Here is a 17,538-nt window from a genome sequence, read left to right as displayed (position 1 = left end):
ATGGAAGCTATAAAGATAACTAATTTAACCAAAAGTTATGGAAAAAGCAGAGGAATAAAAAATGTAAATTTAGAAATTAAAGAAGGAGAAATATATGGCTTTATAGGGCCAAATGGAGCAGGAAAGTCAACGACAATAAAGACTTTGCTTAATTTTATTTTCCCTACATCAGGTAGTGCTAAGATATTAGGAAAAGATATTGTAAGTGAAAGCAAGCTTATTAAGGAATTTACAAGTTATGTACCAAGTGAAGTTAGATATTATTCAGATGTTAAAGTAAAAGATATATTAAACTATGCAGCTTCATTTTTTGATTATTATGATGGTCAGTATTTAAATGAACTTTGTAATGAATTAGAAGTTGAACTAGATAAGAAAATTGAAGAACTTAGCCTTGGAAATAAAAAGAAGGTAGCTATAGTTCAAGCACTTTTAAGTAATCCTAAGATAGTTATTTTAGATGAGCCAACAAATGGGTTAGATCCATTAATTCAACAAAAGCTATTTAATATATTATTGAAGGAAAAATCAAAAGGGAAGACTATATTTTTATCATCACATAATCTTTCTGAAATAGAGAAATTTTGTGATAGAGTTGCGGTTATAAAAGAGGGAGAAATAATTGACATATTAGATTTAAATAAAATGAATAGAGATTTAGGCAAAAGGATAATTTTAAGATCTAATGACATAAATATAAAGGAAATTGAGAAGATATCAGAAAGCTTTAAATATATTGATGAAGAAATTGAGTTTATATATAAAGGAAATATAAATGAGTTAATAAGTGTTTTAGCTAAATACAATTTGGACAAGTTATTAATTGAAGAAGTTAAATTAGAAGAAGCCTTTTTAAACTATTATGAAGGAGAGAATAAGTAATGAATATATTTAAGTTTGAATTTAAAAGAAATATAAAATCATTAATATATTGGAGTATAGGAACTTCTGCAATTATAGTTTTTTTTATGGCATTATTCCCAAGTATGAAGGATATGGGAATGCAAGAATTAGTAGGTGCAAAATTAGATTCACTTACACCAGCCATTTTAGAAACCTTTAATTTTTCAAGTACTACTGATTTTAGCAATATAAATGATTTTCTTGGATATTGTCTTCAATATATTGCAATGGCTTGTGGAATTTATGGTGCAATGCTTGGAGTTAATTCTATAATAGAAGAGGAGAGCGAAGGTACAATAGAATTCTTATATTCTAAACCAGTATCAAGGAGTAAAATTCTTTGGAGTAAGATATCATCAAGGGTTGTGTACTTTTGTATATTCATAATTGTTATTGGAGCATCTACAATAGGTATATCTATTGCAGTTAAGCCAAATGAAGTAAATACAATGGATCTTATGATGAATATAAAAAGTGTGTTTATTGGAATGGCCTTTTTAGGATATATATTTATGGCAATTGGTATAGCTATATCAACAATTTTAAAAAAAGGGAAAATGGCAACTAGTTTAGGCGTTAGTTTATTTTTTATGACATATATAATTGGTATTATATCTAAGCTAAAAGAAGAGTTTTCATTTATAAAATATGTTTCTCCATATGAATGGGTAATTCCATCAAATATAATAAAGGATGGATTTGAATTAAAATTTGTTTTACTCGGATTCTTACTTATTATAATATCATTAGTTGCTGCTAGTATTATTTATAAAAAGAAAGATATGAATATAAATTAAAATAAATGACAGGTTGTGAATTTTAAATTATAACCTGTCTTTTTTATGCAATTAATCATAAACAAAATTAAATAAAGTTTGTGTATACATAGACAAAAAGCAAAATTAGTTATAGAATTTAATTAATGAAATATTATGGAGGTAGTTATGGATAATGAGTTTTTTTGGAGAGCGTCTATAGATGAAATAGAAAATGGATTTGTAGAAACAGAAGAATATATAAAATGTATAGTATGTGAAGAAATATTTATTAAAGGAAGAATATACGAAATAGGTGGTAATTTATATGATGCAAAAAAAGCTGCTCAGCTTCATATAAAAGAAAAGCATAATTCTATGTTAAGTTATCTATTAAATATGAATTCACTTTATACAGGAATATCATCATCTCAAAAGTCAGTAATTGAATTAATAGCTTTAGGCCTTAGTGATAAAGAAATAGCAGCAAAATTAGGGATTGCAAATTCGACTATTAGAAACCATAGGTATAAATTAAGAGAAAAAGAAAAACAAGCTAAGCTATTTTTAGCAACTATGAATTTACTTGTTAAAGAAACAAATAAAGATATAAATATGTTAGAAGAGGATGTTATTTGTGATGCACACAAGGGAGCAACAACTTTAGATGATAGATTTAATATAACAAAGGAAGAAAAAATTAAGGTAATAGAAACTTATGTAGATGAAAATGGTGCATTAAAAAGCTATCCATCTAAAGAAAAGAAGAAGATTATATTATTAGAAGAAATAACTAAAAACTTTAATGTTGGAAAGAAATATTCTGAAAAAGAAATAAATAGAGTATTAAAAAGAATATATGAGGACTATGTAACAATAAGAAGAGCTTTAATTCAATATGGATTCCTAGATAGGTCTAAAGATTGTAGTGAATATTGGGTGAAGGAATAATGATAAAGAATTTTTTAGAGTTAAATAATGATGAAAAAATTTTAGCATTAGAATTTATAAAGGAAAATGAAAATACTGATTTATCATTATCCCAAATTGAAAAAGAACTTACGGATAAAATATGTAATTATGGTGAAGGTATATTATTTTATTTTGATGAGAATGAAGTAGTAGGTAAGGTGTCGGTTATACTAGAGGTTGTAGATAAATTAGAAACTATCTATATAAATAAAGTAGTTTGTCCAAATTATAATAAAAAAATATTGAGAGAATTAATTAATAATTCATTAGTGTTTGCTAATAAATATAATGCCAAGAAAGTTTTACTTGGAATAAGAAGTGATAATTTGCTTAAGTTAGCACAAGATATTGGACTAAAAAAAAGTTACTCATCTTTTAATATGGTTCTAAGCAATAGAGAAAAAGTAAATGATGTGTTAGATAAGATTAGGTTATCAAAGGAAAATATCGAGGAATATGTTGATGTATATAATAAGTCTTTTATGGATATGCCTCACGGAACTTATATAGAAATAGAAGAGGCAAAAGATTATTTATCAAATAAAAATGACAATGAAGATTATTTTATTGTATTAGATAAGGGTGAAAGTATAGGCTTTTTAAATACTATTATTAAAGATAAAAAAGCTTTCTTTGATATAGGATTAAAAAAAGAGTATAGGGGAAAGGGCTATGGTAAAAAATTATTAGAAACAGCAATACAATTTTTAAATGAAAAGCAAGTAGAAGAAGTTTGTTTAACAGTAATAGAAAAGAATAGTATTGCGTATGAAATGTATAAGAAAAGAGGATTTAAGGTTTATAATAAACTAAGTGATTGGATAGAATTAATGTAAATTTAAAGGGGGTCGTGAAACGCGAGCCCCTTTGAAAGTTGCAAAATTTAATTTTTATAAATAATAATATATTTACAAATTTAAAGAATAGTGTTGTTAAATATAAGAATAAAAAATGAGAAGACTTTTTTAAACTTTTAGAATTTAAAGGTAATATTATTTTTTTAGAAAGGTTATGATGTAAATAAAATATATGCACAATATAACACGTTTTGATTTAACAAAGAACAATGATTTTATATGGAGTAGTTTGGGCGGGGATGCTAAATGTTGTAGGACCATAAACAACTATTAGGTTTCTATTTCCAGGGTATCTATTAAAAATCTGATCATTTGTTAAAATTATTTCTGTAGATGGACCAATGTTGAGTTTTAAATTTCCATCACTGCTTACAAGTTGTTTATTAAAATAGTCTACAGTAACATTTTCAGCTCCTGTGTTTTTAGCCATAACAATTGCACGATATTGTGGAGGGTAAATAAGCGGGACTGGTGCATTTGCATCGAAAAAGCCGGTTACCTTGTCGCCTACTTTAATTACTGTATGATCTACAAAGTAAGTTTCTGGTGAAATTACAAAATTTACAGGGCCCATGTCCATAGTTTCTAGCGACATTAATTTATAGCAACCTAATGATGGATTATCTTGACCTGTGTAAAAATCTTCAATCATTGTAACAGTGCCACTAAAGGCTGCAAACTTTTGTACTGTGCTTCTCCACATTGAATTGAAGGAGGGATAAGCAGATTGATTCATGGAATAGGGATAAGAGAAGAATTGATTATTATACATATAATACTCCTTTATATTGATACTGCTGTAAGACTCATAATTAATAGTATATTAGTAGCTAAAAGTAGTGTTACCTAATTTATGTACTATAAAAAGAATTATGAATATGAAAAAAGAAAATCCTTACAAAAGTTATTATAGTATTATAATATGAATTTAAATTAATTGAAATTTTTTTGTGTAAATTGATTATATGTATAATAATTGTTAATATTGTTGTAATAGAAATCTTATTTAAGGAGGTTTTTTATTATAAAGATTACTGCACCGATTGAAATAGTATATATTGACTATAATATTTGCTGTTCTGAGTTTTATATGAATGGTTTAATTATATTTTTATAACAGTACTTGGAATTAGCATATTTGTTATAACAATTTTATCTTGCGTAGATATAATTTTCAAAAAATCAAATAATTAGTCTTAATAATATATAATGTTGTATGTTATTTAATGAAATAAAGAAACTAGAAAGGTTAGGATAAAGATGATAAGACCAATTGTAAAGGATATATTATTCCTAGGACAGAAATCAGAGCCTGCAACTAAAGCTGATATAGAGGTTATTGATGATTTAGTGGATACGTTAAGGGCAAATTTAGAGAATTGTGTTGGTATGGCTGCTAATATGATAGGAGTTAAAAAACGCATACTGGTATTTAGTATAGGTGATATCATAGTTCCTATGGTGAATCCAGTTATAGTAAAGAAAGATAAAGGCTATGAGACTGAGGAGAGCTGCTTATCTTTAAGTGGCTTCAGAAAAACAATGAGATATGAAGTAATTGAGGTAGAATATCTTGATAGAGACTTTAAAAAGCATAAACAAATATTTAATGGATTTACTGCACAGATTATTCAGCATGAAGTAGACCATTTCGATGGTATAATAATTTAAGAAATAAAGATTTATATGATTAGATTTTAAATTAAAACTATTTAGGAAAAAGGGGTTATTATGGTTAAAGTACGAAAAATGCTTGGAAAAGCAGATTCACCATATATTGTTTCTCTTATGAGATTAATAGAAACACAAAGCAAAAATACAATTGTAAAATGGTGTAATGAATATGCAAGGGAGCATATTCTACCTATTTATGAAAAAGTTTATCCTGAGGATACACGTTTAAAAAATGCATTGAATGCAGTTGGTGAATGGTTAGAAGGAAATATGAAATTAACAGAGGCAAAGAAAATTATTAAGGAAGTTCAAATAGCAGCAAGAGAAGCAGAAGGAAATCCATCAGCACAAGCTGCAGCTAGAGCAATTGGAGCAACAACTGCAACAATTAATACTGTAACGAGTTCTTTAGGCCTTGCTTTTTATGGTGCTGCAGCAATAGCATATTCATCTGTTGGTGTTAATGCTGAAATTGATGTTTATGAGGAAATTGCATCAAAAGAGTGCAAGAACATGGAGGATGCTCTACGTAAAGTAGCTATAATAGATGAGATTAATCCAGCAAAAATAAATTGGTATTGTTAAATGTAGTGTATGAAAAAACAAGAAATTAGATTTATCTAGAAATTAATAAATTTAAATATAAAAAATTATATGTTTATTTTTTATTTTAACTTCTATAACTCAAGGGCGTCGCGAAACACGACGCCCTTTGAATATTTTATATATAATTTAAAATCATATTAATTTTTATTATCTAGCATAAAAAATTACACTCTTAGCTAATTTAATATCAAGAAGTTTATCGAAAAAGTTTATCGTTTATATTAAGGATATTAATATAAGCATAATACAAAAGCTGTAAAGATAAGTACTCCACATTTTTAATTCTACCATGCTGCTGTATTTTACATTAAATGTTCGAATAATATTTTAAATCCGATACCTATTAAAATAATTCCACCAATTATTTCAGCATAATTTTGAACATGCTCTCCAAGCTTTTTACCAAGAAAAACTGCTAAGAAGCTTAATACAAAAGTAGTTATTCCTATTATAGTTATTGAAGGAATAATGCTAACACTTAAAAATGCAAAACTAACTCCAACTGCTAAGGCATCTATACTAGTTGCAATAGCTAATATAGTTAGCTTTTTATAAGAAAATTCATCTCTTTCACATTCTAAAGCAATATCATTTTCTTCAGAACGCATTTCCTTAATAGATTCGATTAGCATTTTTCCACCTATGATTCCAAGTAGTATAAAAGCTATCCAATGATCAAAAGATTTTATATAATCTTCAAAATATCTACCAAACCACCAGCCGAGTAGAGGCATTAATGCCTGGAAGCCACCAAAAAATAATGCAACTCTAAGAGAGTATTTAAATTCATCCTCTTTTAAACAAATACCTTTAGCTAATGAAACAGCAAAGGCATCCATAGATAAGCCTATTCCTGTCATAAAAATTGAAAAGAAACCCATGATATGTAACTCCTTTATTATAGAATTTATTGCAAAATCCAATTAGTATTTAGGATTCTATTGCCTTTTACAAATTATACTCACATAAAATAATAAATAAATAAAAAAGACTTATACGTAGCAAAGCTACGCATAAGTCTCGTTATTCAATACTAAGCCAGAACCAAGTTAGTTCAATATGTTGACTTAATAACTCATTCTAAAATAGAGCTAACTACTCCCCTATACATAAAAACTATATCATATTTAAATAGTATATCTTTATTTCAGCCTATATATTACCAAATTATAAGTAATATATCAATAATTAATTTTCATTTTTATCCTTTTAGTTTTAGAAAGCAATAAATAAAAATAGTAACATTGAAATCTTATAGATAAGTAAATAGGATTTTAATTTTATAATAGCTAAATTATGATTAAATAGAGATTGGACAGATACTTTTATTAATAGAAAAGTATAAAACCATATTTGTAACTTTTATAAAGATAAATTAGTCCTTAGATAAATAAATTGTATATAATAAAGTGAAATATAATAGTTTAGGAGTATAGGATGATAGTTTTTAATAAAATAATAGCACTATTTTTGATTATTTTAATAGGAGTTTATGGAACCAAAAAAAATATAATAAATGAAGGGGTTAATAGAGGTTTAAGAAGAATATTATTAGAGATTACACTACCACTACTAGTTATAAATTCCTTTAGCTTTACTTTTAATGAAGGTATGGGAAGAAACGTAATTAGCGCATTTATATATAGTGTTTTATTTATGATTTTGGGAGGAATAATATCTTTCATTTTATTAAAGCCATTTAAGGGTGAAAAGAAAAAAATATTACATTTTGCAAATTTCTTTTCTAATTGTGGATTTATTGGATTTCCAATTATAAATAGCATATTTGGTGCAGAAGGAGTAGTTTATACATCTATATTTAATATGGTTTTTACAATTTTCTTATGGACATATGGAGTAATGATATTTTCAGATAAGCTATCAAAAGAAAATATAAAAAAGGTATTATTAAATCCTTCAATCATTGCAGTATATATTGGAATACCTATTATGATATTTAATATAAAATTACCGATAGCTATTTTAGATACAACTAAGATAGTAGGGGATATGACTGCACCTATATCAATGATTATAGTTGGAAGTATATTAGCAAAGGTTAAAATTAAATCTATATTTAAAGAAGTATCAGTTTATTATGGAGCTTTAATAAAATTAATAGTGATACCACTTGCTATTTATATGATTAAATTAATAATAAAAGATAATTCTAATGTAATAGATACCATGATAATTATTCAAGCTATGCCAGCTGCTGCTATGACATCAATATTTGCGGCTGATTTTGATAAAGAAAAGGAATATGGAGCAATAGTAGTGTTTGTTACAACCCTTTTATCAATAGTAACCATTCCTATAATAGTAAAAGTAATAGGTTTATAAAAAGTGCTATAACAAATTTGAAGATGTCAATTTTGTTATAGCACTTTTCATTGCATAATAAATAGAATATAAAGTATACTTTTAGTAAGAATGTTTAATGAGGAGTGTTAGTGTGAGTAGGATTAAGATATTTACTGGACACTTTGGTAGTGGTAAGACAGAAATTGCAATTAATTATGCTATTAAAATGGCTAAGGAAGGTAAAAATGTATCATTGGTTGATATGGATGTAATAAACCCTTATTTTTGTGTAAGAGATATTAAGGAAACTTTAGAAAATAATTATAAAATAAGAGTTATAAGCACAAGAAAGGATTTAGTTAATGCAGAGCTAATGGTACTATCAGGAGAAATTTTATCCGTATTTAATGATAAATCATACGAAGTTATATTTGATATTGGTGGAGATGATGTAGGGGCAAAGGTTCTGGGAGTATATAATAAGTATTTTGAAGATGAAGACTATTCAATGTATTATGTTTTAAATAATTCAAGATCAGAAACCTTAAGTTGTAGAATGGCAAGTAAATATCTAAAATCCATAGAATCAGCAAGTAGATTAAAAGTTACTGATATAATATCAAATACTCACATGATGAAGGAAACAGAATCTAAACATATATTGAAAGGAGATATTGAATCTTTGGAGTTATCTAAGTTTTTAAGCATTCCTTACAAATACACTGTGTGTACCAAAAAATTTGAAAAGGTAATAAAGGATAAAGTTAATGGAGAAATATTACCCATAGAGTTATATATGGACATGCCTTGGGAATAATAAGGAGGATTTAAATGGCTAAGGTTATATTTAAAGAGGAAAGGTGTAAAGGCTGTGGACATTGCATAAATATATGTCCTAAAAAGATTATAAGTTTTAAAGAAAATTTTAATAGTAAGGGATATCATCCAGCTGGAATAGAAGAAAATCTTATGACACAATGTATAGCTTGTGCATCTTGTGGAAAAATTTGTCCTGATTGTGTAATAACAATTGAAAGGTAGGAGGGTAACTATGGGAGAAAAGTTTTTAATGAAAGGTAATGAAGCTATAGCAGAAGCTGCTATTAGGGCTGGATGTAAATGTTTTTTTGGATATCCTATAACTCCTCAAACTGAATTAATAGCATACATGGCAAAAAATATGCCAAAAGTTAATAGAGTTTTTTTACAAGCAGAAAGTGAAATTGCAGCTATAAATATGGTATATGGCTGTGGAGGAACTGGAGTTAGATGTATGACTTCATCATCTAGTCCTGGAATAAGCTTAATGACAGAAGGAATTTCATATTTAGCAGCAGCACAGGTACCTTGTGTGATAGTTGATGTAGTTAGATGTGGTCCAGGACTTGGAGGAATACAACCTGCTCAATCAGATTATTTATTTGTAAATAAAGGTTTAGGGCATGGAGATTTTAATATACCAGTTTATGCTCCAGCATCTATTCAAGAAATGATAGATTTAATTTGCGAGGCATTTGATGTAAGCGATTTATATAGAACACCTGTAATGATAATGGCTGATGGAATGATTGGACAAATGATGGAAGGCGTTGAATTTAAAGAGAATATAAAAAGAGAATTACCAGAAAAAACTTGGGCAGCCAATGGTTTAGGAAAGAAAAGTAAACATAATATAATAAATTCATTAGAGCTAAATCCAGAGAAACTTGAAGAACTTAATATGGAGCTTCAAGAAAAATATAAGATAATAAAAGAAAATGAAGTTAAATATGAATTATATAATTGTGAAGAATCTTGTGATTTAATATTAGTTTCTTATGGGATAACAGAAAGAATATGCAAAAGTGTTATAAGTCTTGCAAAAAAGGAAGGGATAAACTTAGGGTTAATAAGACCTATAACAACTTGGCCATTTCCTAATGAAGCTTTTATTAAAACCTTAGGTAAAAGTAAGCATGGATATTTATCTGTTGAAATGAATTGTGGTCAAATGGTTGAAGATGTAAAACTCTCTGTAAATGGAAAAGAAGAAGTTAGATTTCATGGTAGGACAGGTGGAATGATACCAACAGTAGATGAGATATACGAATATATAAAATCTATTATTGGAGGTATGTAAGATGGGAATTGTTTATCAGCCAACAAAGGCACTTTTAGATGTGCCTACGCATTATTGTCCAGGATGTACTCATGGAATAATTCATAAGTTAGTAGGAGAAGTAATAGAAGAGTTGGAAATATTAGATAAAACTATAGGAGTTGCATCAGTTGGATGTTCTGTACTTGCATATGATTACTTTGCCTGTGATATGTTTCAAGCAGCACATGGAAGAGCTCCAGCAGTTGCCACAGGTATTAAAAGAGCTAATCCAGATAAAGTAGTTTTTACTTATCAAGGAGATGGTGACTTAATAGCAATAGGAACTGGAGAAGTTGTTCATGCAGCAGCAAGAGGTGAGAATATAGTAACTATTTTTGTAAACAATTGCATATATGGTATGACAGGTGGTCAAATGGCACCTACAAGTTTGGAAGGGCAAATTACAGAAACATCTCCATATGGAAGAGATGTTAAGGTTCAAGGTTATCCAATAAGAGTATCAGAAATGATATCTACTATAGATGGTGCATGTTATGTTGAAAGAGTGAGTGTAGATAATATAGCTAATTTAACAAAAGCTAAAAAAGCAATTAAAAAGGCTTTTGATAATTCAATAAAAGGACTCGGATATTCATTTATAGAGGTTTTATCTACATGCCCAACTAATTGGGGCTTATCTCCAATTGATGCTTTAAAGTGGCTTAGAGAAAATATGATTCCATATTATCCTTTAGGTGTTAAAAAAGATTTAAAGAAGGAGGATAATTAGAATGACAAAAAAGGAAATTATATTTGCAGGTTTTGGTGGACAAGGAATACTAACAGTTGGAAAGTTTTTAGCTTATGCAGCCATGGATAAGGGATTCAATGTTTCATGGTTACCATCTTATGGTCCTGAAATGAGAGGTGGAACAGCAAATTGTTCAGTTATAATTTCTGATGAAGAAGTTGGATCTCCTGTTATAGCAGAAGCAGATATAGTTGTTGTTATGAATAAGCCATCTTTAGATAAGTTTAGTAAATCAATAAAGAAAAATGGAATTTTAATAATAGATTCAGATATGGTAAAAGATGAAACTGATTTTGAGGATATAGAAGTATATAAGATAAATGCTGAATCGAAAGCAGAGAAGCTTGGAGATAAAAGAAATGCCAATATGATACTACTAGGTTTTTTAATTGAAAAATTAAAAATTATTACTATAGAAGATGTTTTAAACTCTATTAGAGTACACGGGAAAAAAGAATATTATGAATTAAATAAATCAGCAATAGAATTGGGTTCAAAGATGCATTCATAGATAATGGTAAATACTACAAAGACTTAGATTTTATAATAAAAGTCCAACTTTTGAAGATAATATTAATGATAATATATAAGCTAATATAAAATTAATGTTTGTATAATGTAAAAATAATTGTTATTATATAACTAAAGTTATTATTTTAATAGCTTATATGAAAAAATAATGTATGATTTCAATTTTAGTTTTAATTAATAAGTATATTGTAATTAAATATACTATCAAGTTTAATTATTTAAATTATTAATTGAAGCATATAGAAGAATATAATAGTTATAAAGAGGTGGATAATATGGATATAATTTGTCTTTGTAAGGGTGTATCAAAGGATGTAATAGTTCAAGCTATTAAAGATGGTGCTGATACATTTGAAAAAATTCAAGAAGCAACAGGTGCAGGAACAGGATTTTGCGGTGCAAGTAGATGCAGAGGTAAAATAGAAGCACTAATAGAAGAAAATAAATAAAAATATAAATAAAGGGGCTGTCTCACTAAATAATCAGTGAACAGCTCCTTTAGTTTAAAGTATAGAAATTATATGATTATTAATTTAAAGTGTAAAAATTATAAGATTCCTCCTTTTAACTTAAAAATTGAAATAATGGGTTCACGAAACGGTAAGTTCTTATTTTAATTCTTAAGATTTCATTAAATATACTAAAGTTAGAATATTTTGTAACGAAATTGACAATAAATCATTTTATGATAGTAGTAGAATATAATTTAAGGAGGTGAGATTATGGTTGCTAATATAGACATAAATAAACATTGTAGCTTGAATAAGTCAGTAAGAAACTTATTTTATAAAAAGCAAAATATAAACAATTCAATTTTTTATACTGAAGAGGAAAAGAAAGTTTTAACAAGAGAAATAGAAAAGGATATTTACAATACATGGAAAATGATAAGATATAGCCTTGAAACTAATGGAAAATAAGATTTGTAGTTATACTAAAATAATAATAAAAGTCAAAGAGGAGACTATTAAATGATATATTATGTGATTGAAGCTCCTATAGAAGCTAGAATTTTAGTAATAAGTGAAAAGAATCACAATAGAAACAATGCCATAAGAGGGAATATGAATATAAGCGAATATTATTTTTGATAAGAAGTTAGAGTTATTATAAATTCTGACTTCTTATTTATTTTAAAGATGATAAAATAAATATAATAAGTCAAATATAATAAAACTAATAAAATAAATATAATAATTTAAGTATTTTATGAAGGAGAATAGCTATGTTCTTTATAGGGATTTTTGGTATAGAAAACAAAGAAAAAGAAATTAAAATAATAAATAATTTGACATGCAAAAGTTGCAATAGATTAAGTATGGCAAGAGTTATAAAGCAATATGAATTTTTCCATTTCTTTTTTATACCTATATTTAAGTGGAATGAAAAGTACTATGTAGAATGTGAAAGTTGTAAGAAAATATTTTCTATTTCCAAGGAAAAGGGAAAGATGATAGAAAAAGGAGAAAATATAGATATAACATATTGGGATTTAAATGAAGTTAATAGCACTTATGGATATGATTATAAAATAAATAGTGTTTGTAAAAGTTGTGGCAAAGTAGTTGATTCAGAATATAAATATTGCCCATATTGCGGACACGAAATTAAATAATGATAAATTATCTTCATAATACCTTCAAAATAATTTGATAAAGTTTGTATGATTATACATGACTTAATATTAAGAAAGGGAGGGCTTGCATGAATAATATTTTAATAATTGAAGATGAAGAAAGCGTAGCTAATGTAATAAAAGCATATTTAGAAAAAGATAATTACAATGTAAAAGTATGTAGCTCTGGAATTAAAGCATTAGAAATTTTTAAGAAAATAGAATTTCAGCTTATTATATTAGATTTAATGTTACCAGATATAGATGGAGAAGAAATATGTAAAACTATAAGAAGAACTTCTGATGTATATATATTTATGTTAACATCAAAAGCTAGTTTAAACGATAGAGTTACTGGTTTGGATATTGGGGCAGATGAATATTTAGTTAAACCATTTAGCCCGAGAGAACTTACAGCAAGGGTAAATGCTTTATTTAGAAGAATAAATACAAGTGAAAAAATAAGTGATATTTATAATGATGGAATATTAAGGATAGATTATGAAAAAAGAATGGTAGAACTTAGAGGAGAAGAAGTACCATTTACACCAAGTGAATTTGATATTTTATATACTTTATTAATTAATAGAGGAAAAGTTTTATCTAGAGAGCAATTAATTGAAATTGTGTTTGGAATAGATTTTGATGGATATGATAGAACCATAGATGTACATATAAAAAATATAAGAAAGAAAATTGAGGAAGATACTAAAAATCCAAAGTATATAATAACAGTTACAAAAGTTGGATATAAATTTGGTGGTGATATATAAATGCAGAGTATTAGAAAAAGGCTGAGTATATCATTTTTAATATCATCTATTTCAGCAATTATTTTAATTATATTGTTTGTTAATATCACTATTAATACTAAGTTTAATAAGTATATGATAGATATTCAAGATAAAAGAAATGAGAGAATAGTTTCTTATTTTGAAGAAGCTTATAAAAGGGATAAAAAATGGACTGGAAATTCTGCTATTGAGGTAATGCATGAAGCTTATATGAGTAATTATTGCTTAACTTTAAGAGATGCTAATGGAAATGTAATTTGGGGAATGGATCCATCAGATATAAGAGAGATTAGTCATTTCAATAATATGAATACAGAAAATAGTGGAGTATATGTTACTAAAAATTTTGATATAGTTGTAGATGGAGAAGCTGTGGGAAATGTAGAAGTCGGTCAGTATTCATCTGTATTATTGACAGAAGAGGATTTAGAATTTAAATCATCTATAAATAAAAGTATTATATTAAGTGGAATAGTAACATTATTAATTATAAGCATAATAATTTTATATATTTCAAAGCAATTATCAATTCCAATAAAAAAGATAGCAAGTATATCAAAGAAACTTTCAAGAGGAGATTTTGAGGCAAAGTCTAATGCAAAAAGTGATATAGAAGAAATTGAAGAACTAAGAGAAAGTATAAATATATTAGGTGAGAAGCTAAAAAATCAAGATATGTTAAGAAAGCGACTTGTATCAGACATATCACATGAAATAAGAACGCCACTTAATGTTCTTCAAAATAATTTAGAAGCAATGATAGATGGAATTTTTCCAGTATCAAATCAAAGATTATCTTCTTTAAATGATGAAGTAATAAGATTTGGAAAGTTATTAAATAACTTAGATGTATTAAAAGAGTTTGAAGATGAAAGCATAAATTTAGAATTTGAAAATATTTTATTAGACGAATTTATTATTGAATTAGTTGAAGATTTTTATTTAGAAGCTAAGAGTAAAAATATAAATTTTGATTATAGTGTAGAAAAAAATGAAACTTACATTATTCCTGGAGATAAAGATAAGTTAAGACAAGTGTTTATAAATTTAATAACTAATGCAATTAAGTTTACAGAGAATGAAGGAAGTGTAAGTATTAATTTATATAAAGATAATAATAAAATTATAGTAGAAGTTGCAGATACAGGAATAGGAATAAAAGAAGATGATTTACCATTCATATTTGAAAGATTATATAGAGGGGATAAGAGCCGTCAAAAAATAGAAGGTAATGGTATAGGACTAACTATAGTAAAGAGAATACTAAGTTTACATTGTGCTAATATAGAAGTAAAATCCAATGATGGTATAGGAACAACATTTAGGATTATTTTTGATAGTTTTAAAATTTAAATAATAGAAAAATAATAAATAATTATATTTATTAGAAGAATATATTAAAAAATATTTTTATATTGCATATATTAATAGTAGAAAGTTATTATAAATTGGTAGAGTTACTAATAAATCAAGGGGGTCGCGAAACGCGACCCCCTTGATTTTTATATACTGAGAGAATATATAATTATTAGTTTAAAAGGCTTTAGTTGAAACGAAGATATTTATTTACAATTCCATCATAATCTACATTATCAATATCATTAACTGATTCAATTATACAAAGAATTTCTCCATTTTTTGTTATTGCATATCCTCCAGTAGAAGTTAAGTTTAATGGAATTTCAAATATTCCTTTCTGTCCGATAAAGGAACTTACTGTGCTCCCATCTTTAACACTAGATATTATAAATTCACCTTCATAATTAGTATAATTACTTAAATCTATTGTAAGATTAAAATTAAGATTACTTTTTGAAACTAATATTAGTGGTTGAAATTCGTTGCCTACACCATTGATAATAGCTGTTTGGAACTCTTCAGTTACTTTTGAAGTAGTAATTAAAGTTTCTGGATAAGTCGGAGAATCATTTAGTGGAACAGCACAACAACTAGGGCCATTACTTGAACTAGGAAGTGAAGGATCATACTTAGATGTATCTACTGAAGCTAAGTCATCAACTACCTTAATTACTCCTCTAATCATTCCCATCCAACAGCTGAAATTTATATCTTTATCATCAGGTGTAAATTCTATTACATTTTCTCCACTTTTAAGTTTTTGTTGAAGATTTAATGAATTAGCCACGATTGAATTATTACAATAGTTAAGACTTTCACCTTCAATTATCCATTTAACAGGTACTCCTTTTTGAACATAAAATACATTAGGACTATAACCATTATTATTAGCAGTCATATTTATAACTTGAACTCCATCTTCCATAACAGCGATAGTGGAATCTGTACTAGCATTTGATGCATAAGAACCTTTCATCATAAAGCCTAATGGATTTAGATTAACTCCAGAAAGAGCTAGGCCTCTATTACCCATTATCACTCCTAAAACTATGATAAGAACACCACTAAGTTTAAGAAGTTTCTTAGTGTAACCTTTGCTTAAGAAGCCAGAAATTGCACCAAAAGTAAGCATTAGAGGAACAGTACCTAAAGCAAATATGAACATTGATAAAGCACCTTTAAATGCACTGCCAGTACCAAGAGCAAAGAGTTGCATAGTTTGTAGTGGACCACAAGGCATAAATCCATTTAAAAGCCCTACAATAAAAGGTGAATTAAATTTTCTTTTATATTGAGATAGAAAGCTCGGGATTTTTATGCTAAACTTTCTAAAAAGTTTAAAGCCTGATATGTTTAAACCCATTATAATCATAAAAATTCCTGCAAAGATTTGAATAAAAGCTTTAGCAGTAATTGATAATGAAAATATTGAACCTATTCCACCGATTATTCCTCCTAAAATAGTATAAGAGATAACTCTTCCAATATTGTATAATAGTGAAGGTTTAATTGATTCAAGTTTGGATTTACTTTCTTTAGCAAAAGATAAACTTTGAGAAAGCATTATACCTCCACACATTCCTACACAGTGAATGGAAGTAAATATACCAACTATAAAAAGAAAAGCATACGAAGCATTATTAAGCTTTGATTCCATATCAAAACCACTAGTTCTGAATCCAAGAATTAATATAATAAATATTATTACAAGTATTCCTATAGTCCCCAAATTGCTTGAAGATTCAGTGGAATATCCAGCTTTATTTATAGCTTTTTTTATTTCATCTAGATTGCACAGGTCAGTATCATATTCAATGTCTAGAGTTTCCTTAGTATAGTTTGCTTTGGCACTTATTACGCCATTAATTTTTTTTACAGTGTTTTCAATTCTTTTTTCGCATGATGTACAAGTCATTTCATAAACTTTAATTTTTTCTCTTTTAATACCCATAGATATCCTCCTAATTACTAGTTAAAAAAAGTATATGAAATAATTATGTTATTTTTATGAAGATAATCATTATTAAGAAGCTCCAAGAAGATAGGTAATTTATTTGATTATATAAGATGTGGACTTTATTTGTGGTTGTTTATGAAATTTAGAAGTTGATTTATGTAAAATAGAAAAATCATAAACAAGAGTATGAAAAATATATAGTTATAAATACATAATAATTATGAAATAGGGGTAAATTAAAATTGATTAATATAATGGGTAATAAACTATTTATTTAATTTATTAGTATATTTAGTAATTTAAATAAGTTGTTATTTTAA

The 17,538-nt window shown here is 26.9% G+C and carries 20 protein-coding genes; 17 read left to right on the top strand and 3 right to left on the bottom strand.

Annotation, left to right across the window (positions count from 1 at the left end; translation table 11 throughout):
• The 4 genes from NSA50_RS11470 (at position 1) to NSA50_RS11455 (ending at position 3,466) form a co-directional block, all read left to right on the top strand.
• The gene (locus NSA50_RS11470; RefSeq protein WP_257445250.1) at positions 1-882 is read left to right on the top strand and encodes an ABC transporter ATP-binding protein; all 882 of its coding nucleotides are present in this window, start codon (positions 1-3) and stop codon (positions 880-882) included.
• A complete protein-coding gene (locus NSA50_RS11465; protein WP_257445248.1) occupies positions 882-1,700 on the top strand; it encodes an ABC transporter permease in 819 nt (272 codons plus the stop codon). The genes NSA50_RS11470 and NSA50_RS11465 overlap by 1 nt, the downstream gene beginning before the upstream one ends.
• Before the next feature lie 147 nt (positions 1,701-1,847).
• Positions 1,848-2,609 carry a DUF2087 domain-containing protein gene (locus NSA50_RS11460; protein ID WP_257445246.1) on the top strand — a complete coding sequence of 254 codons (762 nt, stop codon included), beginning with the start codon at positions 1,848-1,850 and terminating at the stop codon, positions 2,607-2,609.
• Positions 2,609-3,466, top strand: a complete 858-nt coding sequence (locus NSA50_RS11455) for a GNAT family N-acetyltransferase (protein WP_257445244.1) — start codon at positions 2,609-2,611, stop codon at positions 3,464-3,466. The genes NSA50_RS11460 and NSA50_RS11455 overlap by 1 nt, the downstream gene beginning before the upstream one ends.
• Before the next feature lie 217 nt (positions 3,467-3,683).
• Here the strand turns inward: NSA50_RS11455 and NSA50_RS11450 are convergent, their stop codons facing one another.
• Positions 3,684-4,259 (bottom strand): hypothetical protein, encoded by a 576-nt coding sequence (locus NSA50_RS11450; protein ID WP_257445242.1) that lies wholly within the window; start codon positions 4,257-4,259, stop codon positions 3,684-3,686.
• A gap of 488 nt (positions 4,260-4,747) precedes the next feature.
• Here NSA50_RS11450 and NSA50_RS11445 point away from each other — a divergent pair, with 488 nt between their 5' ends.
• Positions 4,748-5,158, top strand: a complete 411-nt coding sequence (locus NSA50_RS11445) for a peptide deformylase (protein ID WP_257445240.1) — start codon at positions 4,748-4,750, stop codon at positions 5,156-5,158.
• A gap of 60 nt (positions 5,159-5,218) precedes the next feature.
• On the top strand, positions 5,219-5,746 hold the full coding sequence (locus NSA50_RS11440) for a putative immunity protein (protein WP_195262533.1): 528 nt from the start codon (positions 5,219-5,221) through the stop codon (positions 5,744-5,746).
• 323 nt (positions 5,747-6,069) lie between these two features.
• Here the strand turns inward: NSA50_RS11440 and NSA50_RS11435 are convergent, their stop codons facing one another.
• Entirely contained in the window at positions 6,070-6,648 is a 579-nt protein-coding gene (locus NSA50_RS11435; RefSeq protein ID WP_195428755.1) for a manganese efflux pump MntP, read from the bottom strand.
• Positions 6,649-7,204: 556 nt separating this feature from the next.
• Between NSA50_RS11435 and NSA50_RS11430 the strand changes: the two genes are divergently transcribed.
• The 11 genes from NSA50_RS11430 to NSA50_RS11380 all read left to right on the top strand — a co-directional run bounded on the left by NSA50_RS11430 (position 7,205) and on the right by NSA50_RS11380 (position 15,255).
• Positions 7,205-8,110, top strand: coding sequence for an AEC family transporter (locus NSA50_RS11430; protein WP_195262531.1), 906 nt, complete (start codon positions 7,205-7,207; stop codon positions 8,108-8,110).
• A 112-nt stretch (positions 8,111-8,222) separates the two neighbouring features.
• Positions 8,223-8,888: an ATP-binding protein gene (locus NSA50_RS11425; protein ID WP_257445237.1), complete on the top strand. Its 666-nt coding sequence runs from the start codon at positions 8,223-8,225 to the stop codon at positions 8,886-8,888.
• A 14-nt stretch (positions 8,889-8,902) separates the two neighbouring features.
• A complete protein-coding gene (locus NSA50_RS11420; RefSeq protein WP_195262529.1) occupies positions 8,903-9,112 on the top strand; it encodes a 4Fe-4S dicluster domain-containing protein in 210 nt (69 codons plus the stop codon).
• 10 nt (positions 9,113-9,122) lie between these two features.
• Entirely contained in the window at positions 9,123-10,190 is a 1,068-nt protein-coding gene (gene vorB, locus NSA50_RS11415) for a 3-methyl-2-oxobutanoate dehydrogenase subunit VorB (protein ID WP_257445234.1), read from the top strand.
• A 1-nt stretch (position 10,191) separates the two neighbouring features.
• Positions 10,192-10,941, top strand: coding sequence for a thiamine pyrophosphate-dependent enzyme (locus NSA50_RS11410; RefSeq protein WP_257445232.1), 750 nt, complete (start codon positions 10,192-10,194; stop codon positions 10,939-10,941).
• A 1-nt stretch (position 10,942) separates the two neighbouring features.
• Positions 10,943-11,473, top strand: a complete 531-nt coding sequence (locus tag NSA50_RS11405) for a 2-oxoacid:acceptor oxidoreductase family protein (protein WP_195262526.1) — start codon at positions 10,943-10,945, stop codon at positions 11,471-11,473.
• Positions 11,474-11,768: 295 nt separating this feature from the next.
• On the top strand, positions 11,769-11,942 hold the full coding sequence (locus NSA50_RS11400) for a (2Fe-2S)-binding protein (RefSeq protein ID WP_008677056.1): 174 nt from the start codon (positions 11,769-11,771) through the stop codon (positions 11,940-11,942).
• Positions 11,943-12,215: 273 nt separating this feature from the next.
• Positions 12,216-12,413, top strand: coding sequence for a hypothetical protein (locus NSA50_RS11395; RefSeq protein ID WP_195428750.1), 198 nt, complete (start codon positions 12,216-12,218; stop codon positions 12,411-12,413).
• Positions 12,414-12,718: 305 nt separating this feature from the next.
• Positions 12,719-13,108, top strand: coding sequence for a zinc ribbon domain-containing protein (locus tag NSA50_RS11390; protein WP_257445229.1), 390 nt, complete (start codon positions 12,719-12,721; stop codon positions 13,106-13,108).
• 89 nt (positions 13,109-13,197) lie between these two features.
• Positions 13,198-13,881 (top strand): response regulator transcription factor, encoded by a 684-nt coding sequence (locus NSA50_RS11385; protein ID WP_195428748.1) that lies wholly within the window; start codon positions 13,198-13,200, stop codon positions 13,879-13,881.
• Positions 13,882-15,255 carry a HAMP domain-containing sensor histidine kinase gene (locus tag NSA50_RS11380; protein WP_257445226.1) on the top strand — a complete coding sequence of 458 codons (1,374 nt, stop codon included), beginning with the start codon at positions 13,882-13,884 and terminating at the stop codon, positions 15,253-15,255.
• A 190-nt stretch (positions 15,256-15,445) separates the two neighbouring features.
• Here NSA50_RS11380 and NSA50_RS11375 read toward each other — a convergent pair whose 3' ends face one another.
• Complete coding sequence (locus NSA50_RS11375) at positions 15,446-17,212, bottom strand: urease accessory protein UreH domain-containing protein (protein ID WP_257445225.1); 1,767 nt, start codon at positions 17,210-17,212, stop codon at positions 15,446-15,448.
• Positions 17,213-17,538 lie beyond the last annotated feature (326 nt).

This window comes from Clostridium mucosae (genome assembly GCF_024622765.1).
Classification (GTDB): Bacteria; Bacillota; Clostridia; order Clostridiales; family Clostridiaceae; genus Clostridium.
The sequence above is the reverse complement of the archived record's forward strand: the minus strand, read 5'-3'. Positions and strand labels throughout refer to the sequence as shown.